This is a genomic window from Paenibacillus sp. FSL H7-0716 (assembly GCF_038002705.1).
Lineage (GTDB): Bacteria > Bacillota > Bacilli > Paenibacillales > Paenibacillaceae > Paenibacillus_AQ > Paenibacillus_AQ odorifer.
Map to the genome: position 1 here is coordinate 15944 of NZ_JBBODA010000033.1, position 24179 is coordinate 40122.

Annotated in this window: 14 protein-coding genes; 12 read left to right on the forward strand and 2 right to left on the reverse strand. The window is 43.2% G+C overall.

What is annotated here, in order from left to right; translation table 11 throughout:
• The first annotated feature begins 78 nt into the window (after positions 1-78).
• From MHH60_RS27320 to MHH60_RS27335, 4 genes are all read left to right on the forward strand, one after another.
• Entirely contained in the window at positions 79-7455 is a 7377-nt protein-coding gene (locus tag MHH60_RS27320; RefSeq protein WP_076134132.1) for a pectinesterase family protein, read from the forward strand.
• 208 nt (positions 7456-7663) lie between these two features.
• On the forward strand, positions 7664-8590 hold the full coding sequence (locus tag MHH60_RS27325; RefSeq protein ID WP_076134252.1) for an EamA family transporter: 927 nt from the start codon (positions 7664-7666) through the stop codon (positions 8588-8590).
• A 161-nt stretch (positions 8591-8751) separates the two neighbouring features.
• Entirely contained in the window at positions 8752-9540 is a 789-nt protein-coding gene (locus MHH60_RS27330; protein ID WP_076134133.1) for an isocitrate lyase/PEP mutase family protein, read from the forward strand.
• Positions 9541-9547: 7 nt separating this feature from the next.
• The gene (locus tag MHH60_RS27335) at positions 9548-10618 is read left to right on the forward strand and encodes a bifunctional transcriptional activator/DNA repair enzyme AdaA (RefSeq protein ID WP_076134134.1); all 1071 of its coding nucleotides are present in this window, start codon (positions 9548-9550) and stop codon (positions 10616-10618) included.
• Between the two features lie 38 nt (positions 10619-10656).
• Here MHH60_RS27335 and MHH60_RS27340 read toward each other — a convergent pair whose 3' ends face one another.
• Complete coding sequence (locus MHH60_RS27340; RefSeq protein ID WP_076104885.1) at positions 10657-11322, reverse strand: TetR/AcrR family transcriptional regulator; 666 nt, start codon at positions 11320-11322, stop codon at positions 10657-10659.
• Positions 11315-12517: an MFS transporter gene (locus MHH60_RS27345; RefSeq protein ID WP_076134135.1), complete on the reverse strand. Its 1203-nt coding sequence runs from the start codon at positions 12515-12517 to the stop codon at positions 11315-11317. The genes MHH60_RS27340 and MHH60_RS27345 overlap by 8 nt, the downstream gene beginning before the upstream one ends.
• A gap of 261 nt (positions 12518-12778) precedes the next feature.
• Here MHH60_RS27345 and MHH60_RS27350 point away from each other — a divergent pair, with 261 nt between their 5' ends.
• The 8 genes from MHH60_RS27350 (at position 12779) to MHH60_RS27385 (ending at position 24173) form a co-directional block, all read left to right on the forward strand.
• Complete coding sequence (locus tag MHH60_RS27350) at positions 12779-14317, forward strand: response regulator (protein ID WP_076134136.1); 1539 nt, start codon at positions 12779-12781, stop codon at positions 14315-14317.
• Positions 14318-14336: 19 nt separating this feature from the next.
• Positions 14337-16139 carry a sensor histidine kinase gene (locus tag MHH60_RS27355; RefSeq protein WP_076134254.1) on the forward strand — a complete coding sequence of 601 codons (1803 nt, stop codon included), beginning with the start codon at positions 14337-14339 and terminating at the stop codon, positions 16137-16139.
• Positions 16140-16156: 17 nt separating this feature from the next.
• Positions 16157-17692: a response regulator gene (locus MHH60_RS27360; RefSeq protein WP_076134137.1), complete on the forward strand. Its 1536-nt coding sequence runs from the start codon at positions 16157-16159 to the stop codon at positions 17690-17692.
• Positions 17693-17807: 115 nt separating this feature from the next.
• The gene (locus MHH60_RS27365) at positions 17808-19514 is read left to right on the forward strand and encodes a sugar ABC transporter substrate-binding protein (protein WP_076098804.1); all 1707 of its coding nucleotides are present in this window, start codon (positions 17808-17810) and stop codon (positions 19512-19514) included.
• A gap of 84 nt (positions 19515-19598) precedes the next feature.
• On the forward strand, positions 19599-20567 hold the full coding sequence (locus tag MHH60_RS27370) for an ABC transporter permease (protein WP_076098803.1): 969 nt from the start codon (positions 19599-19601) through the stop codon (positions 20565-20567).
• Positions 20568-20626: 59 nt separating this feature from the next.
• Positions 20627-21529 carry a carbohydrate ABC transporter permease gene (locus MHH60_RS27375; RefSeq protein ID WP_143766660.1) on the forward strand — a complete coding sequence of 301 codons (903 nt, stop codon included), beginning with the start codon at positions 20627-20629 and terminating at the stop codon, positions 21527-21529.
• A 47-nt stretch (positions 21530-21576) separates the two neighbouring features.
• Positions 21577-23109: a glycoside hydrolase family 43 protein gene (locus MHH60_RS27380; RefSeq protein ID WP_076134139.1), complete on the forward strand. Its 1533-nt coding sequence runs from the start codon at positions 21577-21579 to the stop codon at positions 23107-23109.
• A 44-nt stretch (positions 23110-23153) separates the two neighbouring features.
• The gene (locus MHH60_RS27385) at positions 23154-24173 is read left to right on the forward strand and encodes an endo-1,4-beta-xylanase (RefSeq protein WP_232061457.1); all 1020 of its coding nucleotides are present in this window, start codon (positions 23154-23156) and stop codon (positions 24171-24173) included.
• Positions 24174-24179: the final 6 nt, after the last annotated feature.

Here is a 24179-nt window from a genome sequence, read left to right on the forward strand (position 1 = left end):
CACACGGCTTTACTAGGGAAGGGGTTGCTCTGAGGACAGGGCCCCCTTCTTATTCCAATAGATATTAGGAGGTCTTGTATGAAGAGAAAATGGTTATCCGGGGCGCTGGTAGCGAGTCTTCTTGCAACATGTATGCCATTTGGTGATGTCGAGGCCGCTTCTTTGGAAGCGCTTCCTGCCTTTCCGGGCGCGGAAGGCGGCGGCAAATATGTAACCGGCGGAAGAGCTCAACCTGTGTATGAAGTGACGACTTTGGCTGATTATGGTATCAAGGAAACTCCGATCCCCGGCTCCTTCCGCGATGCGGTAAGCCAAAGTAATCGGACCATTGTTTTTCGAGTGGGGGGAACCATCCATCTAAAGGAATCCCTCAAGATTACCGGCTCAAATCTGACGATTGCTGGACAAACGGCTCCAGGTGACGGAATTACAATAGCCGATTACACAACCTCTGTTGAAGCTGACAATATTATTATGCGCTATATGCGTTTCCGGTTAGGTGACCGGGTAGCTAGTGAAGATGATGCTTTTGGATCAAGGTACCATAAGGATCTCATTATCGATCATAGCTCATTCAGCTGGTCGGTGGATGAAGTGGTCAGTCTGTATGATAACGAGAATACTACTGTGCAATGGTCGATATCCGCTGAAAGTATGCTGATGACGACGCACCAGAAGGGACGTCACGGCTACGGAGGAATCTGGGGTGGCAAAAATGCCAGTTTCCTTCACAATCTGATTGCTCATAGCACCAGCCGCAACCCCCGTTTGCCGACGGTGACCAAATTGGTGGACCTGACGGAAATGTCTAATAACGTTATCTATAACTGGGGATTCGCTTCTACCTATGGGGGTGGAGCAGAAGATTATCGATATAATATCACTAACAATTATTATAAAAATGGTCCAAACACCTACACCAGTGTAAAAAATCAATTGTTTGGGGAAGTATCTCCAGAAACCCGGTTGTTTATAGATGGGAACATCATGGATGGTAATCCGAAGGTGACTGAAGACAACTGGAAGGGTGTGCAAAAGTATTCGAATATCTCTAAGCTTACAGAGCCGGCAAAGATGCCTAACCCCTATACGGCACTGTCGGCGGAGGAAGCCTACGCAAATGTAATGGCGGATGCTGGTGCCACTTTGCCAAGGCGTGATGCTTACGATGCACGGGTCATTAATGATGTGAAGAATCGCACTGGACAGCATATTAATTCACCTATTGAAATAGGCGGTTACCCAGACTATACAGAGACAGCTTCCAATGTAATCGACATGGATCATGACGGTATGGATGACAGCTGGGAGATTGCTAATGGACTAGACCCTACCGATTCTGAGGATGGTAAGAAGACGACGTTATCTGCGGAGGGCTATACGAATCTAGAAGTGTATCTGAATGATCTGATTGTTTTGGGAAAAGCAGGGAATGAGCATACAGACAATCCTGTAACCGCTATCAATTATCCTGTGAATAACCAAATCATAGAGTCAGGCAACAATGTGAATGTTACAGCCTCTGCCAGTGATAGCGATGGTATTGCTAAGGTGGAATTTATCGTTAATGGTGTGAAGCAAGCCGAAGCTACCACAGCACCTTATAGTTTCGATTGGAACAATGTGCAGGATGGTACCTATTATCTCGTTGTTCAGGCTGTAGACAATAAGGGGCTAAAGACACAATCTGATAACGTGGCTATTCATGTCAACACGTCTGGATCCGTTCTTCCTTGGACTTCGGTGGATATTGGCCATCCAGGGATAGCGGGAGTGACTACACTTCATCCGGATAGCGGGAAGATTACGCTCAAATCGGCTGGACTTATCGGAGCAACATCAGAGAGCGAAACTGCTGTTGATAACTTTCAGTTTGCTTATCAAACCCTGACAGGCAATGGTGAAATTATTGCTAGAATCGACTCCGTAACGGGAACTGACGATTATGCCAAAGCAGGTGTCATGATTCGTGATAATCTTAATGAGAACTCTAAAATGACAATGCTGGCAATCCCTTATGTCAAATATGGCAAGAAGGGAGTTATGATTACCCGCTCCACCACAGGAGCCAAGGTGGTTAAGACAGAACCGGACAGCTTCATCAATACACCTTATTGGGTGAAACTGGTTCGTCTTGGTAACGAAGTGACAGGTCTGGTATCGCCGGATAAAGTAACATGGAGCAAGGTAGGCACGGTGAAGCTTGACCTGAATGATACGGTTTATTTTGGTCTTGCAGCCGATGCCGCTAAGGTAGATAACGAGGTTAATCGTTATAATGCATCTGTCTTCAGTGAGGTGGAGCTGAAACCGCTTAGTGATCAGTTTCCTACTGCGCCCCGTGGTCTTACAGCGACAGCAGGTGAGGAAAAAGTGAAGCTGAATTGGGAGGATGTTGGTTCTGCCAAGTCGTATAGTGTTAAACGTAGTGAGGTTTCAGGCGGTCCATACAAGACGATCAATACTGAAATTAAGGACAGCTTGTATACTGATTCTGGACTCAGCTCCGGAAAAACTTATTACTACGTGGTCAGTGCAGTGAATGAACTTGGTGAAAGCTTTGATTCCGATGAGGCCAGCGCTACGGCTGAAGGTGAAGCAGGTAATGTGTATTATGTGGATGAAGACTTTGAACAGGTTGCTGTGGGTGTGACACCAGAGTATTATGATGTGACTCCAAATCCACAGACTGAAATTCAAAAGGTTATTGTATCTCCCACACCGTCTGACAGTAAGGGGAATACCTCAGATCAAGTGTTGAATGTGTTCGATGGTGCGAACGGTAGCGTGCAGTTTATCCGCAAATTCGCGCCAATTACGGGTGCACTCGTTATTGACACTGACTTTATGTTTGCGACAGAATCGGGAACCTCGGTGTTCCTGCAGGCCCAGAGTACAGATGGAAGCAAAACGGCATTCTCCATTGAGAGCAGAAAGCCAACGCTTCCTGAAGCTACAGGTAAATATACGCTAACCATGAGTAGGGGAAGCAGTCAGTATCATCAACTGATGAACTCTTATTCCCTAAAACAATGGTATAACCTGAAGCTAAAGGTGGATGTGAACAACGATAAAGTGGATGTATATATCGATGATCAGCCTGCGGGCTCTTTTCCGTTCACAACTACGAATTTCGCCAGCTATGGCATTGGGCGTATTTTGTCCAAGACTCCAGGCGGCGGCTCAGGAAATTATTACTTAGATAATTTAAAGATCTATGTTGAGCCGATTGAAACACCGCTTGGACTGACTGGACTTCCAGGAAATCAAGCAGCCCAGCTATCCTGGCCTGCTCTTGAAGGTGCAACTTCCTACAATATTAAGAGAAGTCTTAAGAGCGGGGGGCCTTATGAGACTATTGCCCACGCTATTACAGAGACATCATATATTGATAATGAAGTTACCAACGAAACTACCTATTATTATGTTATCTCGGCGACGGCGCCCACTGGTGAATCGGGAAATTCCAATGAAATTAGTATTACCCCATCCGCTTTGGCGGTGAAATTGCCTGCACCAGAGTCGTTTGCGGCTGTAAGCCGGAATGCTCAGCTGGATCTCAGCTGGAATGCTGTGGAGAATGCAGCCAGCTACAGCATCAAGAAGTGGAATGAGACTTCAGGCAGCTATGAACTCGTGGCCAAAGAAATCGCCGGCACAACTTACCGCGTCGGAGGTCTGGCCAACGGACAAACCTACCGTTACGTCGTATCTGCAACAAATGTGGCGGGAGAGGGAAAAGAATCAGCGCCTGTTGAAGCTACTCCGCAATCCTCTTTGGGAACGCCTGTCGTTTCCATTGAAGCTGGTGACAGTGTAATGAAACTAAGCTGGCCAGCGATTGAGGAGGCGAGCCAGTATATTGTCAAACGCGCCTCATCGGTGAATGGTCCTTATGCAGTGCTCGGGTCTGATTTATCAGACAGAAGCTTTACTGATAGTGGGCTCGTAAACGGAACACCGTATTATTACAAAGTCCAAGCAATAAATGGTATCCGTAGTAGTCTAGATTCAGCTGTTGCCTCAGCGGTTCCATACCAGAATTTCGGCCAGCCGCAGGCTCCACAAGGAGTTAGTGCTGAGTCTGGCAACACTGATATCCATCTGACTTGGAATGTAGCTGATGGAGCTAGCAGCTATCAAATTCTGCGCTCGGAGAGCGGTGGCAGCTATGCGGTCGTGGCCGAAGGCATCGAAGCAACCGATTATACCGACAAAGGCTTAAGCAACGGGACTGCCTATCAATATGCGGTAATCGCCATCAGTGATAAGGGGGCTAGTCTTCCATCCGAGGTAGTCAAGGGAATTCCAGCTCCTGTCATAATTGTTGCTGAGAATGGGACAGGAGATTATAAGACAATTAATGACGCTATTCAAGCAGTACCTGATAATAGTGCCCTAACTACGATTATCAAAGTGAAGAACGGCACGTATAAGGAGAAGGTGCTTGTACCTTCTAGTAAGATGAATATTAGTATCATCGGTGAGAGCCGGGAAGGTACCGTACTTCTTAACGGTGACTCCGCGAAAACCATTGGCTCAGATGGTAAAGAAATGGGCACCAGTGGCAGCTATACATTAAAGGTTGCGGCAACTGATTTCACACTGGAGAACATGACGGTTGAGAACAGTGCTGGGCGGGATGCCGGTCAGGCAGTCGCTTTATATGCTGAAGGAGACCGGGGAGTGTACAGAAATGTTAAACTTCTTGGATATCAGGATACCCTATTCGCAGATAAGGGAAGAGCTTATTTTGTCGACAGCCATATTGAAGGGACAGTGGACTTTATCTTTGGTAATTCCGCTGCCGTATTCGAGAATAATGTGATTCAAAGTGCGGGTGCTGGCTATGTTACTGCGCCTTCCACCGCAACGGGTAAGCCTGGTTATGTATTCATCAATAATCGACTAACTGCCAGTGAGGGCGTTGCTGCTGGAACCGTTGATTTGGGCCGGCCATGGAGAGAATATGGCAGCTCTACCTTCATTAACACGGAGATGGGAGCTCATATTCGTGCTACTGGCTGGCATGAATGGTATGAAGGTCGTTCCAAAACTGCGCGGTTCTCTGAGTTTTTAAGTTACGGAGAGGGTGCTAATGCAGCTTCACGTTACAGCTGGTCCAAACAATTAACAGCAGAAGAGGCAGCTGCCTATACGATTGAAGCTGTGCTTGGTGGAAGTGATGGCTGGAATCCACAGCAATCCAAGATCTTAGTGGGTCAAGAGCAGATACCTGCGGTACATGTCTCTTCAATTACTGTAACGGGTAAAGATGAAATTAGCAGCATTGAGTCGAAGGGCGGTGCCTTGCAGCTGCAAGCCTCTGTGCTTCCAGAAAATGCGACGAATCCTAAAGTTATCTGGACGGTAACTGAAGCAGATGGGGTAACCTCAACGGATAAAGCGGTTATTAATGAGAAGGGCTTGCTTACAGCTAGAAAGAACGGTAGCGTTCAAGTAACGGCGCGAGCTCTAGATGGTAGTGGAGTATCGGGAAGCCTAGAGATTAACATCAGCGGACAAGATGAGATTGCCCGTAATCTGCCCGCTGCAACGCTGAACGGACCGGTCACAGTAGCGGCAGGACAGGATTTCACTTACCGTGTAGGGCTGACAAATGTTACTACCTCCGTCTACAAGGAAGTGTATGCTGTAGACTTTACTATGGCATATGACCTATCTGGTATGGAATTCGTATCCGCTCAGATCTTGCCAGACGGATTCAGCATCACTCATATTAATGAGGACAGTCCAGGTCTAATAACAGTTAGTGTAGCTGGAACAGAGGCAGGAAATATTCTGACCGATGACGCAGAATTCTTAGAAATGATCTTCAAAGCGAAGAAGGCAACCCGTGAAATCGCTGTGCAGCTTGGATTTATTTCTTTCCGAGGATCCAACACAGATGCTGATTTTGACATCCTGCATGAGGCACAGTCGGTTGTTCATGTCATCCCTATATCCGTCATGGAGATAAAAGTTTCCTCCAAAGATAATGTGAGCGAAATCAAGTCAGGGCAAACCCTGCAAATGGCAGCTGTAATCCTGCCGGACCATGCATCCGATTTAGCGGTGACCTGGTCAGTAGTTAATGAGGATGGATCAGCTACTGAGCGAGCAACTATTACGGATACCGGCTTGCTCACTGCAATTGCAGCAGGCAAGGTAACCGTGAGAGCGACAGCTAAAGATGGCTCCGGTGTTGTAGGTACGATGTCCATTGAGATTAAGGCAGAATCGCAGGTTTCAGAATCGGGCGGTAGTTCATCTTCAACAACAGTCAAACCAGTGAAACAACCGGAACCAACTGTGAACGCAGATGGAGTTACTCTTTCCGTGACAGCGGATGTGAATGGTAAAGCTATTGCAGAGGTATCCTCAGCGATTCTGCAACAAGCAATTGGCTCAATGCAGAATGGAGTATTGAGAATCACAGTGAAGCCAGCCTCTGCCAGCTCGGTGGTTGAACTGACCTTGCCAGCTCGTGAGTTGGCTGGAGCGGGAGCAAAAGCAATTCAACTTTTAGAAATAGACATGGGATTGTCTACGTTCCGAATAAATGCCGATCTGCTTCTTGCAATGGCAGGATCTGACGCCGTAAGCGTGAAGCTTGTAGTTGGCAAAGTTGACGCGAAGACACTGTCGCTTCAGACGGATGTCGGGGATATTTATGAGTTTAAGTTCTTTGTTGATGGCAAACAGTTTGACAGCTTTGGGCGTGGACTGAAGGTTGAACGGGTTTACAAACCAAAGACAACTTCAGGTGTAGAACAAATAGTAGCCTACCAAATCCTTGAAGACGGGACTGTAGAGGTGGTTAGAAACTCCCAGTTTAATCCGACAACTGGCAAGATCATCTTCAGACCAGACAATTCCAGCAGATTCGCAGTAGGATATGCGGAAAATTCCTTTAAGGATATCGCTGGACTAGGCTGGGCACAAAATAGCATTCAAGCTCTTGCCGCCAGAAACATTCTGAATGGCACCGGAGATCATAACTTCGGACCACAGCTGAACGTAACTCGGGCACAGTTCCTAAAGATGCTGATGCTTGCATTAGAGCTAGAGGAAGGTAATGCGGCAAGCTCATTTAAGGATGTTTCGCTGGATGCTTGGTATTACAGCTCCGTTGCTGCTGCTCAGCAGCTAGGAATTATTCAGGGCAGATCTGATGGAACCTTCGGTGCTAATGAAACAATTAGCCGTGAGGAAATGGCATTGATGGCTTATCGTGCAGCACAGCTCGCCAAGCTTACGGTCGTGGGAGTGGACCAGCCAGTGAGTTTCAATGATGCCGCTGATGTTTCAGCCTACGCTCGTGAGGCTGTACAATACATGAGCGGAGCAAAGATTATTCAAGGTGTGGGCAAAGATAACTTTGCTCCTAAAGCCAATACAACTCGTGCTCAGGCAGCTGTTATTGTCTATCGATTGTTCCAGCTAAATCCTTAAATTTCAAGTTGACACCCTGTGTGATTTATCATATTATGATTGGAGTTGTTACAAGTAAATAAACCAAACTCTATCCAGTGGATGGAGTGGCGGAATTTTGTCAAAGATGTATTCTTTGGTTTCAATCGCCCCTTGTCATTTCGATGACAAGGGGCTTTATTATGTTAATGAGCTTGCTCAAGAGAAAGGGAAGAGGTTTACGATGAATATGAAGTTATTCAAATATGCTTTACTAGTTTTTTTAGGCGCTTGTAGTTATGGCTCACTCTCTACGATCGTCAAGCTTGGAATGAACGATGGCTTTAGAATGAAACAGTTGGTAGGATCACAATACTTTTTTGGATGGTGTATGCTGCTCTTACTGGTCTTATTATTTTCTCGAAAGAAATTAGGGCTAAAAACAGGCGGGAAATTATTAGCCGCTGGGATCACCATCAGTTTAACTGGGATATTTTATGGCTTCGCCGTTGAACAATTACCTGCTTCGATTGCGATTGTACTGTTATTCCAATTTACTTGGATCGGTGTAATTCTGGAGGCGGTTGTAGATCGAAAACTTCCTAGTCGGGAAAAAGTAATTTCGATGGTTATCCTTCTAATTGGTACGGTATTAGCGGGGGGCATCCTTGAGCCGAGTGTAGGTGGAATCACGACCACTGGTGTGGTTTTTGGCTTAATGTCAGCCGTGTCGTTTGCCTTCTATATTTTTGTGAGTGGAAGAGTAGCTACGCAGGTACCTGCCGTTAATAAAAGCTTGTATATGACCACTAGTGCAATGGTTATTATTATGACTGTTTTTTCACCTTCGTTTTTATATGACGGTGCGATTACCGATGGGCTTTGGAAATACGGCCTACCTCTAGGTTTGTTGGGCATCGTAATTCCAGTTCTGTTCTTTTCGATCGGGGTTCCGAAGCTGGGTTCAGGTCTAGGCGCGATTTTAGGGGCAGCGGAGTTACCGGCAGCTGTAGTAGCCTCCGTGTTAGTTCTGCAAGAAGAGGTATCATTACTTCGCTGGATCGGGATTATCGTAGTTCTGATCGGGATCGCAGCTCCACAAATCCTACCGATGGGGACAGGGAAAAAGTCACCCAAATCATCACCGAAGCAATCACTTCGTAAGGTAGAACTTTAATCGGCAAACTGGCATCGATGGTATGATCTGATCCTGAGAGGATTAGATTATCTATCGGTGTTTTTTTTGTGAAAAAAAGATTGGTGTTAATTTTTCTGGTATCGATAATGGATGTCTAATATATAGTGGTTCTATTCTTAACTAAATGGAGATGACCACTTATGAACACTAAAAACTATGACTATTTTAAAACGCTGCATGATCAAAAAAATCCACTGATCCTGTACAACTGCTGGGATGTAGCCTCGGCTAAAGCAATAGAGCAAGCTGGATCTAAGGCGGTAGCAACCAGCAGCTATTCCATGGCGGAAGCGTGGGGATATTCGGACGGTGAACAGCTTACATTTGAGCTTATGCTTTGGATGATTTCAAGGATTGCCGAACGAGTAACGGTTCCATTGACCGTAGACATCGAAGGTGGATATGCTATAGATGAGGATATTTTAGCGCATAACATGGAGCAGTTATTTCAATTAGATATCTGTGGTATCAATTTTGAAGATCAGATCGTAAATCATCCTAACAATGAACTATGGGAGACCAGCGAACAAAGCCGGAGGATCAAAACTATACAACAAGTAGCCTCCAAACTGCAAAAGCGCGTGTTTATTAACGCTAGAACGGATATCTTTTTCAAGGCCAAGGAACATTCGATGGATCTAGTGAATCAAGCTATAGAACGTACCTATGCTTATGCAGATGCTGGAGCGGATGGGATTTTTATACCGGGGCTCACTGATCCAAGCTTGATTGAACAATTTGTTAAAAAATCGCCATTGCCTGTGAATATCATGGTTATGGACGGTATGCTTTTAAATCATGAATTGCAAAATATTGGCGTGAAACGGATTAGCTATGGACCGCGTAGTTTCTTTCAGGCACAACATAGCCTCCAAGAAAATGCCCGGCAAACGCTTGATGCCTCAGGACTTTATTTAGAAATGAGCTAACCACACTATGATAACTAATGAGCAGGATATCGATAAATATTATAAGATGCTGGTCGAGAAAAACTCGAATTATGAGGGCGTATTTTTTGTAGGAGTGAAAACAACGGGCATCATGTGTAGGCCAACTTGTCCCGCTAAAAAGCCATTAAAAGAAAATTGTGAGTTTTTTGCTACAGCCAAGGAAGCCTTATTAGCTTCATATAGACCTTGTAAAAGGTGTCAGCCGCTATCCAATCCAACAAAAATGTCTCCTGAAGTAAAGCTGCTAGTAGAGGCTATTGAGAGCAATCCGGAACGAAAATGGACAGATAAAGATTTTGATGAGCTGTCTATTAGTGCAAACACGGCACGCCGCCAATTTAAGAAACAATTCGGGATGACCTTTATCGAATATGCACGTTCTAGACGTTTAGGACTGGCATTCAAACATATTAGGAATGGGGATTCAATCATTAACGCACAACTGGAAAGCGGGTACGATTCGAGCAATGGGTTTAGGGATGCCTTTTCACGAACGATGGGGACTGTCCCGAATCATTCCAAGCAGATTAAAGTGCTGTACTGTACGTGGATAGAAACGATATTGGGTTCCATGCTGGCCATCTCCGATGAAGAGAGTCTTTTACTGCTGGAATTTGTGGATCGCAAGGGTTTTGAAAATGAAATCAAAAGATTACGCACTCGCTTAAATGCAACTATATTACCTGAAAAGGTAGCCGTCCTTCACCAAATTGAGGAGGAATTGAAGCTGTATTTCACAGGTGAACTTACGGAATTTACAACGCCGGTTCGTTATCTGGGCTCAGACTTTCAGCAAAAGGTGTGGAATGAACTCCGGAAAATACCTCTGGGACAGACAGCTTCTTATAAGGAGCTTGCAGAGAAAATCAACAATCCCTCTGCTTGCCGCGCTGTAGCAAGGGCGAATGGTACCAATCAACTCTCAATCTTGGTTCCATGTCATCGAGTGATAAACAGCAATGGTGAATTGGGTGGCTATGGAGGCGGGCTTGCCAGAAAAGAATGGTTAATCAAACATGAGTCTAACCGCTCCTTAAATAAGAATAATTTCATTTAAACTACTTCTCTCTATTACGTAGAAAGTGATGGATCCCCTTACTTCAAGGCAGGAGATTCATCACTTTCTGTACTTAAATACTGAACTAACATGTCCACAAATCGGTTAGCAATTTGAATATCCTGAAGTTCGTTGTTGAAATCGTCTTTGGAAATCAGGCTCATTTTCTGTAATAAACCCATCATAGACGTGAAGATGAAATGAGCAGTGGATAAGGGTTCTGTATCAAATTTTAACGATCCATCTTTAACTCCGGCCTCCAGAGCATCCATTAAGAAATGTCGTTCTTTTCCCCGCATCACAAAATCTTTGTACTTTTCTTTGAGTTCTTTACTGTAATCATAGGCTTCAAAATGCAAATCGAATAGAAGAATGAATTTGATGTAACCTGGGTGTTGCCGGGCATAATCAATCCAAGCATTAAGCATCGAAGCAAGCATTTGCTTACCATTCATTTCAATTGAAGAAGGTGCGCTTCTAACAAATTGCGTCATGCTCTCCAGAATTTCCATCTGGACCTCAAAAATCAGTTCGTTCATGGACTGGAAATGCTTATAAAAGGTAACCCGGCTTACACCAGCCACGTCGCAGACATCCTTAATATTAACTTTGAGAAAGCTTTGCTTCATAAAAAGATCCTTCGCCGCAGCAATTAATTCTTCCCGGTTTTTGTTTTTTAAATTCTGGTGCCAGTTCTCAGTCATGGGCGACACTCCTTTCTTGCTCTTTTTTTGGTTTTTGTAAGGTGATGAAAAAGGCAGATGCCAGGATAATTGCCCCAAAAATATAGGGAATATTAATATGTTTGTCAAACATCAATCCCGCTAAAATGGGTCCAAGTATGTTTCCTATACTGGTGTACGTTGTATTTAATCCGGCAGCATATCCTTGCCGATCGCCAGCTGAATTGGCAATCAATGTACTTACTGTGGGGCGCAAAAAAGCATTAAAAGCAAAAAATAAACCGGATACAACTAATAAATAACCTAAATTGATCTTGAATATCATCAACAATAAGGTTATAGCGGTCATCACCAATGATATACGTATAAGCTTTATCTCGCCAAGTCTCTTAATCAGATGATCAAGCAGCCAGATCTGCACAATAATGCCTATAATAGCACCAACCGTAATAATGATTGAGATTTTCGTTGCATCAAAACCGTATTTTTGTTCCACGAAAAGGGCGTACACCGTTTCATAATTCATCAGACCAAATGTCATGATCAGAATGAGCAGAAGATAGCGGAAATAGGACGTCCGGAATGAATTTACGATTTGATTACGAATGGATTCCCGAGGGGCCTGTTTGTTAACGGATTTCCGTTTTTCCTTTGGTAGTGTCTCTGGCATATAAAAACAAAGTATCGTAGCGATAAGCCCAAGTCCACCCGCAAAAAAGTAAGGCATGCGTATGCCAAACCCAGCAATAATGCCGCCTAACCCTGGACCAAGTACCATACCCAAATTCATGGAAGCCCCCAAGTATCCCATACCTTTTGCACGGGTTTCATGGGTGGTGATATCAGCGACATAGGCCATATTGGAAGGGACCATGATTCCGATACCTATACCCCCAATAAATCTAGCGATGTAAAGTAGGGGCAATGTCGTAGATACAGCAAATATCAGATCTGAAAGGACGGTTAAAAACATTCCGGAAATGATCATTGATTTTCTTCCCCATTTATCCGAAAGCTGTCCCCCTATAGGTGAAAAAATAAACTGTGCTGCTCCAAAAGCTGCAATAAGATATCCGGCAGCAGCCCCTGACGCATTAAACAGTTTCAGATATTCAGGTAGAATGGGAATGACCATACCTTGCCCTAATAAAGCGATAAATAGATTCAACATCAGAATGAAAAGCGGAAATCTAGCAGACTTAGATAAGCTGCTCATATCTTAGCCCTCCCATATGGTTTACACTATGTAATCTTTTACTCGATGTAAACCATGATAATGGAATGATGGGCCCTTGTAAAGGTGTATCTGAAATTTAGGATACGTCGTTTTTTGTACGTTTTTTCAAGTAAAAAAAGTACTGTTTTAAACAAAAGAAGGAAAATTTATGAATTCACATCATTATCCAAGTATGATAGCATGATCTATATATTTTGGTGTAAAGCGCGGGCTTATCTTAATAAGATTGGAGCGAACATCATGCTTAAGGTTCTGATCGTGGACGATGAACCCTGGGTTCTTGAGGGGCTAAGGACGATGATCGACTGGGAAAAATTCGGTTATGAAGTTTGTGGTGAAGCTCAAAACGGCACGGATGCGATGAGGCTTATCCAGGAGAATAAACCGGAACTGGTTCTTACGGATATTAATATGCCTGTAATTAACGGACTTGAGCTTATTACAAAGTTGAATGAGGTCATGGAGAAACCTCCTAAATTTGTGATTTTGTCTGGATATGATGACTTCAAGTATGCACGTACGGCATTGCGCCAGCGGGTAAATGAATATTTATTAAAACCCATTGATGATGAAGAAATAGAGGCTTTATTAAGCAGGATCACTCCAATAATCCAAAATGAAATCGCTTCCAATGAGGATTTTGATAAAAAACAATTTTTTATCGTAAATAATATCATCAACCGCCTGATCCAAGGGGAGTATAACGAAAATTTAGAGCTTCTAACCCGAAACACCTTGAAGCTTCAAGTGGATGCAGAGTTAATGTGTATTCTTATCGAACCGGCCTCCTCTATGAATCCATTCCAACCGCAGATAAGTGATTATTTTTCCGAGGAACACTTCTGCTTCTTTCAAGACGGACCGGGAAGAGCGGGGATCATTCTTCAGTCTGCTTCTATCGGCAATGAGAGCCTGGAGACTATCGTCAACCAGATGCATTCAGATCTCACTGAACAATCACAGGAGCTGGTCTTTCTAGCACTTAGCAGCAGAATGGTCGGGGTGAGCTCGATTCGAGAGATTTATAGGCAGGCACTTGAGGTATGGAAGCGAAAAACGCATCAGCAGAAAAGAGGGGTCTTTTATTATAGTGAGCTTAGGAGCCTGAAAAAGGAAGAACCTCATGAGGATCATTTCAGACAGCTGCTGCATAAGGTCCAAACGAATGATACGGAACAGATCCAGCCCTGTGTAAAAGAAGCGTTCACTGCTTTCGTCGAGAATCTGTTGACCCTTGAAGTTGTAAAAGCAAAAGTGGCCCATTTAGAGCTTACGATCTGTAGAATTATAGCTCAAATGAATGGAGATCCGGATACGATTATGATTAAGCTTCAGCAAGAATACGGAAATCTAGGTGAGCTTAGTGATTATTTTATATTAAGCCGTTATGTACAAAGTCTGTGTGAACGGGCTGCCGTCTATCTGTCTGAACTAGAGCAGCAGAATGAACAAAATACGATCTACAAGGTTATTCAGTATGTGGATCGGGAATTTCGGAATAAATTAAAGCTTCAGGATTTGGCACAACAATTTCATATTAATTCTACCTATTTGGGACAACTGTTCAGAAAGCAAACGGGTCAGGGTTTTAGTGAATACCTAAATGCCAAACGGATTGAAGAGGCAAAAAGTCTGCTGAAACGAACACAGCTAAAGATATCGGATATAGCGGTGCAGGTGGGATTCTCTAACACTGATTATTTTATAGATAAATTTAAGCTGCTTGTAGGGGTAGTACCATCCGTTTATAAAAATGAGAATAAGAACCAACAGCTCTAGGGGAAGCAAGGTGTTTCATATGGAGAGAAAAAAATTCAGATTTAGAAAAGTAGTGAATGATATTCCCTTGAATTATAAATTTTCCCTTATTTATATCATAGGTGTTCTTCTCCCTATCATTATTATTAACCTTGTTTTTTTGGATCGGATTTCCGATCTGATCAAATCGAGAGAGCAGCAGAATCTAGAGATATCCTTAGAAAGAGCCCGAAAGGATATTCATGACTTCATTGAAGGTGGGGTAGCTGTCAGCTATACGCTTTCTGCCGATAAGAACCTCTATGAATTGCTTGAGCGGACATATGGGAACTCTATTGAATTTTATGACACTTTTGATGAACAGCTGAGAGACCGCATGAACAGCTATATGCCGGTGAATAATCAGATTGAACGGATTACTGTATTTACAAACAATGATTCCATTGTTTCTGGCAGCAACTATCAGGTCATCAATGAAAAGGTAATAAATAGTGAATGGTATAAGCAGTCGAAGGCAGCGAATAAACATCTGTTTCTTGCCGCTTATCATATGAGTGATACCTCTAGTGTGATTTCTACAGCGCCTTATTTGAGTGTTATTGAGCGAATGGACGCTTACAGCTCATACAATAAATTTGAAAAGCTGCTTAGAATTGATTTGGATCTCAGTAAAATATATGACGTGATTATCAGAGAAAAAGATTACTTGAGTCTTTATCTGGTTAACGAGCAGGACGAGATTATTATGTCTGCACAAAGCGGCTATCAAAGAGGCACCGCGGAACCTTATCCCGTGTTCAAGCTGCAGGATGATGAGCGCAAGGAGGACGTTCATATTGTACCCGTCGGCGGAGCTAGTTATATAAAGGGCTGGCGGATAATAGGAATTACACAAGGTGAGCGTATTACCCAGGCGATAATGGAGATTCGGATTTATGCAGGGATTCTGGCGTCCATTGTCACGCTAATCACAACCGCTTTTTTATATGTGATGTTAAGATCCTATAATTATCGGGTGAAACGGTTATCCAGACATATGCAGAAAGTATCCAATGAGAAATTTGAGCTGATTCGGATTGATGAAGGCCAGGATGAGATCGGGGGCCTGATCCGTAATTTTAACAGGATGACCACTACAATTAATTCCTTGATCAATGATGTATATAAACTGGAGATTCAAAAAAATAATCTGGAGATGGAAAGAGTAAGGGCTGAGCTGAATTTCCTGCAAAGCCAGATGAATCCGCATTTTCTGTTTAATACGTTAAATGCCATTTTGGTAGTCTGTACTAAAAATAATTACTCAGATGTTACGGATATCATTAAGAGTTTATCGAAATTACTTAGACGGCTGCTGAGCTGGAAAGAGGATCTCGTTACCTTGGAAGAAGAAATGACTTTCATTGAGATGTATTTGAAAATTGAAAAATTCCGGTTCAGGGATAAATTCGACTATCAATTTGAGATCGATGAGCAGTCGCTTCAATATAAGATTCCCAAGCTAAGCATGCAGCCGCTCGTTGAGAATTCCTGCAAACATGGTCTACAGGCCATAGAGGGACTAGGTGTGATAAAAGTGAAGACGTTAGTGGAGGAGGGACGATTAAAAGTTACCGTCTCTGATAACGGTAAAGGGATAGAGCCAGAGAAGCTGCAAGAATTATTAGGTAATGTTCAAAATGAAGCGTCTTCAGGAACGAACATCGGAATCCGCAATGTGTACCGCCGATTAGAATTGTACTATGAAGATCAGGTCCGTTTTGATATCAGCAGCGTTCCGGATGAAGGGACCATTGTCACTTTTGACATTCCACTAAAACTCCTGGAACGGAAGAATAGCTAGAAAGTGAGGGACCTCCTATGAAATACAAAGTATTATTGATCGATGATGAGCCTAGCGCTCTTGAAGCGATGCAGCTGTGGATTAATTGGCAGGAGCTTGGCTTTGAGGTATGTGGGACCTCCAGCAATGGCAAAGAGGGACTGGAGTTAATGAAACAGCTAGAGCCAGATCTTGTAATTACGGATGTTAATATGCCGCTAATGAATGGGCTGGAGATGGTCGCAGCTTGGCAACAAGCTGAGATTAAGGAGATCAAATTTGCCATACTAAGTGGTTATAGTGAGTTTGAATATGCCAAGACGGCTATACATTATGGAATTAATCATTATCTGATGAAGCCAGTGTTTCCGGAAGAGGCGGCAGAAGAATTGCTGGAGATATATCAGGAGCTGGAGCAGGAAGCTCAGAAGCGCAGTTTAAATCAAATAGCCTCCGCAGAGGAGGCTGTTTCTCTCCTGAAAGGAATGCTGCATGAGAAAGCTGAGCAGTCGAATCAGGAGATCCTTAACCGACTATCGGAAGGGAAAAGCCATTGGAATATTTGTTTGATACAGACAGAGCCGGTTTTGTATACGGAGATCAGAGAGCAAGCCTCAGCCCTCCTAACCGATAAAGATTCGATGTTCCTGATGGATCTGGAGAGTCATTGTTTTGGAATCGTATATGGATATAATTCATTGTCCACTGAGGGAGCTGTGATCGATCAGATCGCAACTTCCTTGCTGAATGAACACCCTAAACAAGCTTTGTGTATTGCAGCTGGCGCTGGCGTAAGCTCCTTGCTTCAGATCGGGGACAGTTACCGAACGGCGAAAGAAGCATTAATGTATTATTTTTATTATCCTGAAAATGCAGCGGTCCTGACTTATCAAGAGATTAAGGATAGTCCCTTCAGTTATCACTATGATCAAATTCAACTGATGGATGACTTGATAAGACCTATTAACACACTGGACTCCGCAGATTTTAGCCAGGCTGTGAACTCGGCAGCCCGCAGTTTCCGTGAGCAGCGCATCGCTCCAGAGGTTGTGAAGAAAATTGTTATTCATATGATGTATAAGATTATTGAGTTTACCTCGGAAGCCAGTGAAGTCCATGAGTCCTCCTTATCTAATCAAATTAGAATCCCCGCGATGTTAGACTCAATGATCACCTTGACGGACTTAATGCGTAATTTGCTATTCTGCGGCGAGGCTAGTATTGACATCCTTCTTAAGGAACAAAACCTAAGGTCACAGGGGATTGTTCAGGAGATTAACAACTATATTGAAGAGCATTTTCGCGAATGTCTTACTATTAAGAGGCTATCAGAGGTGTTTTTCCTGCACCCAGTATATCTGGGCCAATTATTGATCAAGAAGAACGGAATTAATTTCAATGAACAGCTGCATAACCTCCGAATAAAAGAGGCAGTACATTTACTTCAACAAAATAAGTTGAAAAATAGTGAAATCGCTGAGAAAGTGGGCTATGGCAATTATAGTCAGTTCCTCAAGCAATTTGAAAAAAAGCTGCATATGAGTCCTAACGAATTTAAAAACACTAATACCTAAACTTTTTGGGGGTACATCTTTAATTCTGGCGTATTTTCAGAAGATTATCACCTCTATAATTTAACTTGTAAGGGCTTACAACATTGTTACACCAACAAATATATGGAGGTGCTTTATGGGGGGCAAGTTAATATCCAAATGGAAACTTAGTCTGATTGCTGTGTTATCCCTAAGCTTTACCTTAGCAGGGTGCGGAGGAAATAACAGCAACAATACGACGGCTAAGGGGGAAGACAAACCAGCAGAAACAGCCACTTCAACTGCAGCAGGAACAGATTCTGATAAGATTGAACCTTTCGAAATTAGTATCTTTCTTGGAGAAGCAGGCCAGCAACCAACACCAGATAATAAAATTTATAAAATGATTAAAGAAAAAACAGGCGCCTCATTCAATTTCGAATTCTTGGCAGGAGATCTTAAACAGAAGCTTGGCGTTATGATTGCCGGTTCGGATTATCCAGATCTAATGAGTTCTAATACCCAACTGACGGCAGCAGGTGCATTTATTCCTCTCGAGGACTTGATTGAAGAACACGCTCCAAATTTGAAAGCGCATTACGCAGCTTACTGGAACATGATGAAGGATCCAAATGATGGACATATTTATACACTTCCAAACTATGGTGCGTATAACGGTGATGTGAATTCTACCTATTACTCTGGCCCAGCTTTCTGGATTCAGAAAGCTGTACTTAAAGATGCTGGCTATCCAGTGGTTAAAACTTTGGATGAGTATTTCGATCTTATCGTTAAGTATAAAGAGAAGAATCCAACCATTGATGGACAACCAACAGTTGGGTTTGAGATTCATAACAAAGACTGGAGAAACTGGGGATTGTTTAACGCTCCTCAGCATCTGATCGGGCATCCTAATGATGGCGGAGTAGTGGTTAATGATAACGTGGCAGAAGTCTTTGCGGATAAAGACTATGCTAAGCAGTACTACAAGAAGCTTAATGATATGAATGCATTGGGTATTATTGATAAAGAAGCATTTACAATGGATTATGACCAATATTTAGCGAAATTGTCCAGCGGAGCCGTTCTGGGAATGTTTGATCAGCACTGGAACTTTGGTAAAGCAGAAGATTCACTCAAGACACAAGAGAAAGATATGAGAACTTATGTAGGTCTGCCTCTTGTGTATGATACCAACACCAAAGATTATTATCTGGATCGCCCTGCGCTTAACTTGAATAATGGATTCGGGATCACTGTCAATGCTAAGGATCCAGTGAGAATCCTTAAACTGATGGACACATTGATTCAAGAAGATTGGCAAAGAACTCTCACTTGGGGTATTGAAGGCGAAGATTATATTGTGGAAAACGGCCGCTTTATGAGAACCCAAGAACAACGGGATAACGCAGTTGATGCTACATGGAAGCTGAGTAACAAAGCAGAAGCTTGGTATGCTACCGCTCCGAAAATGCAAGGGTACTTTGCAGACGGTAACTCAACAGATGCGGCAGCCCAACCAGAGGAATATAAGGCAGGATTGGAAGCGTTTGACAAGGAAGTCCTCGACGCATATGGATTCAACAGTTATGTAGATTTCTTCAGTAAGCCTGGACCGAACCCAGTAGCTTACCCTGCTTGGTCCATAGATCTTGTTGAAAATTCTCCAGCAAAAATTGCCGATACGAAGATGGGAGAAGTTAAAACCAAGTTCTTGCCAAAAGCAATCTTGGCTAGTCCTTCCGATTTCGATAAAGTTTGGGCTGAATTTGTTAAAGAACTTAATAAAGCGGATATCAAAGCCTACGAAGACAGAATCAATGAACAGCTTAAATGGAGATTTGATACTTGGAGTGTTAAATAGTTAGAGCTTGCTTAAAAATCAGAAAGTGGTGGCTTATTAGCCAACCACTTTCTGAAATATATGGATGATGTGGGGAGAAAATATATGGATGAGATTTTAACGGGAAAAAAAGTTAACCGGCATCCTAAAAGAAAAAAGAAGCAACCGATTACTATGACCTTGATTAAGAATCAGAAACAGCTAATTTGGATGTCGGTTCCATTACTGCTTTATATTATATTATTTGCTTATGTTCCCGTCTGGGGATGGACCATGGCTTTTCAGGATTATAAACCAGCTAAGGCTTTTGGCGAACAAACGTGGGTTGGCTTGAAACACTTCAAGTTTCTATTTACGGACGATACCTTTTTAAGGGTACTGCGAAACACACTGGCTATGGGATTAATTAATTTCTTTCTAGGATTTATAACCGCGATAACATTGGCCTTACTTCTTAATGAAATCAAAAACGTATTTTGGAAAAGAACCGTGCAGACCATATCCTACTTGCCTCACTTCCTCTCTTGGATTATTGTAACAGGGATTGTAGGTGTCTCCCTCTCGGTTAACGACGGGATTATCAACATCGTACTCATGAAATTACATCTTATTGATTCACCGATTCTTTGGTTGAGTGAAGGGAAGTATTTCTGGGGTATTGTGGGCGCTTCAACCGTCTGGAAAGAGGTTGGATGGAGTACTATCATCTACTTGGCTGCTATTGCTTCTATAGATCCAGCTTTATATGAGGCTGCTGAGATTGATGGGGCTAACCGGTACAAAAAAATGTTCAATGTAACATTGCCGGGAATTAGACCAACCATTGTAATCCTGATGATAATGTCCATAGGACATGTACTGGATGTCGGATTTGAGGTTCCGTACTTATTAGGGAACGGGCTTACTGTAGACTGGTCGGATACGATTGATATATTTGTATTGAAATACGGGATTGGGCAAGGGAATTATTCCTTAGCCACTGCGGGTGGTATATTTAAAACAGTCGTAAGTGTAACGTTGCTGCTATTAGCTAACTGGACTTCGAAGCGGCTAGGGGAAGAGAGGCTGTTATAATCATGGAAAAAACTCAATTGATTCCTCAAAAATCTCCAAAAAGCAATGCTGGAAAACGGATGAGAAATTTGAGGTTCGAACCCGTAGTGTTCGGCACCTTCAATACTATATTTATGGTTTGTCTAGTTATTGTTACCTTGTATCCATTCCTGAATACTATAGCAGTCTCCTTTAATGCGGGGAATGATACCATCCGTGGCGGCATTTATCTATGGCCTAGAGAGTGGACCATACAAAACTACAAGGCAGTTTTTGCCTCTGGTACAATTATTCCTGCTTTTTGGATTTCGGTAGCACGAACAGTGATATCTACGATCCTGAATCTATTTTTGACCACAATGCTTGCTTATACTTTAAGCCGGAAAGAATATGTTTTCCGCAAACAGATTACCTTTATTTTCGTCCTAACCATGTATTTTAATGCGGGTCTGATTCCAAACTATTTCCTAATTAAGGATCTTCATTTGATTAATACGTTTTGGGTATATGTAATACCGACTATGATAAGTGCATTTAATATGATCGTCATCCGTACTTACATTGGCGGCTTGCATGAAAGTCTTATGGAATCCGCGAGAATCGACGGTGCAGGGGAATTCAAGATTTTCATGAAAGTAGTTTTCCCTTTGTGTAAGCCTGTTCTTGCTACCATCGCCCTTTTTGTCGCAGTAGGTGCATGGAACTCATGGTTTGATGCCTTTATCTACACTTCTTCCCGCCAACACTTGAGTACATTGCAGTATGAATTAATGAAATTAATATCATCTAGTATGAATGCGAATAGTAACGCAAGTGTAGCTAACGGGGCAGGGGTAACTGCTGAGTCAGCGGGGTCAATGGTTACTCCAAAGTCCATTCGTGCAGCTGTTACTATTGTTGCTTCGGTTCCAATTTTGCTGGTTTATCCATTCATGCAGAAATATTTTGTAGTTGGAATGAACGTAGGAAGCGTGAAGGAATAAGGAGCTTGCAATCACTATTAAGTAATAGGAAGGTTGTCTGTTAAATTATGACCCCATCTTCAATCACATACACGAATCCGATACTTCCAGGTTTCTATCCTGATCCAAGTATCACTCGGGCAGGGGATGACTACTATTTAGTTTGCAGCTCCTTTGAGTATTTCCCTGGCGTACCTATTTTTCATAGTCAGGATTTGATTCACTGGACACAAATAGGTCATGTACTCAATCGTGTAAGTCAGCTGGATACTCGTAAAAGCAAGAGCTCTGGAGGGATATTTGCGCCAACGATCCGCTATCATGAAGGAACGTTTTACATGATAACGACCGAAGTACACGGGAAAGGGAATTTCTATGTTACGGCTACGGACCCTGCGGGTCCGTGGTCAGATCCGATTAGTATTCCTTATGGAGGAATTGACCCTTCTCTGATGTTTGATGAGGATGGAAAAGTATATGTAACCACCCAGCAGGGGGCAGATTATGACTCCCATGCCATCCAATATGAGATAGATATCGCTACGGGAGCAGCATTAACAGAACCAGTGGTCATCTGGACTGGGGATGGCGGACCTTGGACGGAAGGCCCTCATTTGTACAAAATAAATGGAATGTATTATATCATGACGGCTTCAGGAGGAACGGCAAAGGAGCATCGGGAGATCATTGGCCGCAGCTCCTCTCCGTATGGACCTTTTGAACGATTGCCGTATCCAATATTGACGCACAGCGGTACTGACAATCCCATTCAGTATTTAGGGCATGCCGATTTGATTGAGGATCGTAACGGGGATTGGTGGGCCGTATTCCTTGGGGTCAGACTAGTAGATGCAAAATTCACTGTGCTTGGAAGAGAGACTTTCCTTGCTCCCGTAAGCTGGACTGAAGACGGATGGCCGATGATTGATAATAATGATGACACTGTCGGACTGGAAATGAAGGTTTCACGTGTACCTGGTCAATCGCCAAAACCTGAGACTAGTGGAAGATATAATTTTGATGATCAAGTATTGCCGCTGGGATTAGCCTTTCTGCGGAATCCGGCTGAGGGAAGCTGGTCCTTAAACGAACGACAGGGATGGTTATCTCTTCGGGGACAATCTTCAGGTCTCAGTGAAGTAGGCCAAGTGGCTTTTGTAGGCAGAAGACAGCAGCATACTTCGGCAGAATGGAGCACGCTGCTAGAAATGCCTTCATCTATTGCTGATGTGGAAGCTGGACTTTGCGCCAGATTAGATGAGAACGCTCATTATGAAATTGGACTTGTTCAAAAAAACGGGCAAAAAGTGATTACAGCTCATGTGACTATGGATGGAGTAACCCATACAGTGGCAGAGGTTCCAACTACTGCCGAGCGAATTTATTTGAAAGTTAAGGCAGAGCTTACCGAATACAGCCTCTTTTACTCTTTGGATGGGCAGGAGTGGAATATGCTATCAACAGCAGCAGCGTATCCATTATCCCCTCAAGCCGTAAAAGGAAATGGATTTACGGGTGTTCTTATCGGATTATATGCAACAGGTCATGGCAAGGTGGCTGAGGTGCCTGCCTACTTCGATTGGTTCGATTATCAGTCCTAATTATTCGAATACTGATATAAATGAGTTTGTCAGGAGGGAACTTGTTGAGACAAGCTAGTGATTACACAGAACCTGCACTAAAAACAATATTTGCTGAGGATTTCAAAATTGGCGCAGCCGTTAACCCGTTGACGATACAATCACAGGAGCATTTGCTCGCCTATCATTTTAATAGCATTACCGCTGAGAATGAGATGAAGTTTGAAAGTCTGCATCCGCTTGAAGACATTTATAACTTTAAACTAGCAGATCAGTTGGTTGCCTTCGCCCGAAAACATCATATGGCTATGCGTGGGCATACTTTAGTCTGGCATAACCAGACTACGGACTGGTTGTTTGAGGATAAGAAGGGCGGGCCTGTTAGCAAAGAGACATTGCTTGCACGGCTCAAATCACATATTCAGACCGTGGTTGGGCGTTACAAGGAAGATATCTATGCTTGGGATGTCGTAAATGAAGTTATTGCAGATGAAGGAGAAGAACTTCTTCGCCAGTCAAAGTGGCTAGACATTGTCGGACCGGAGTTTATCGGCAAAGCTTTTGAATTCGCTCATGAAGCCGATCCTAAGGCTTTATTATTCTACAACGACTATAACGAGTCTAATCCGCTTAAGCGCGACAAAATCTATAAAATGGTGAAGTCGCTGCTGGAACAAGGAGTGCCGATCCATGGCGTCGGATTGCAAGCCCACTGGAATCTATACGATCCGAGCTTAGACGATATACGTGCTGCTATTGATAAGTATGCATCTTTAGGGCTTCAGCTCCAATTGACAGAGCTGGATGTGTCCATGTTCCGTTTCGATGACAAACGAATCGATTTAAAGGTTGCACCTGCCGAACTGCTCGAGCTGCAGGCAGAGCGGTATGAAGCGATGTTTGCTCTGTTGAAAGAATACCGCGACGTGATTAGCTCAGTCACTTTCTGGGGAGCAGCGGATGACTATACATGGCTGGACGGCTTCCCTGTTCGGGGCCGGAAAAATTGGCCGTTTCTATTCGATGAGCAGCATAATCCTAAGCCAGCTTATCACCAATTGCTTAACGCTGTCACCAAATCATAGAGCGGG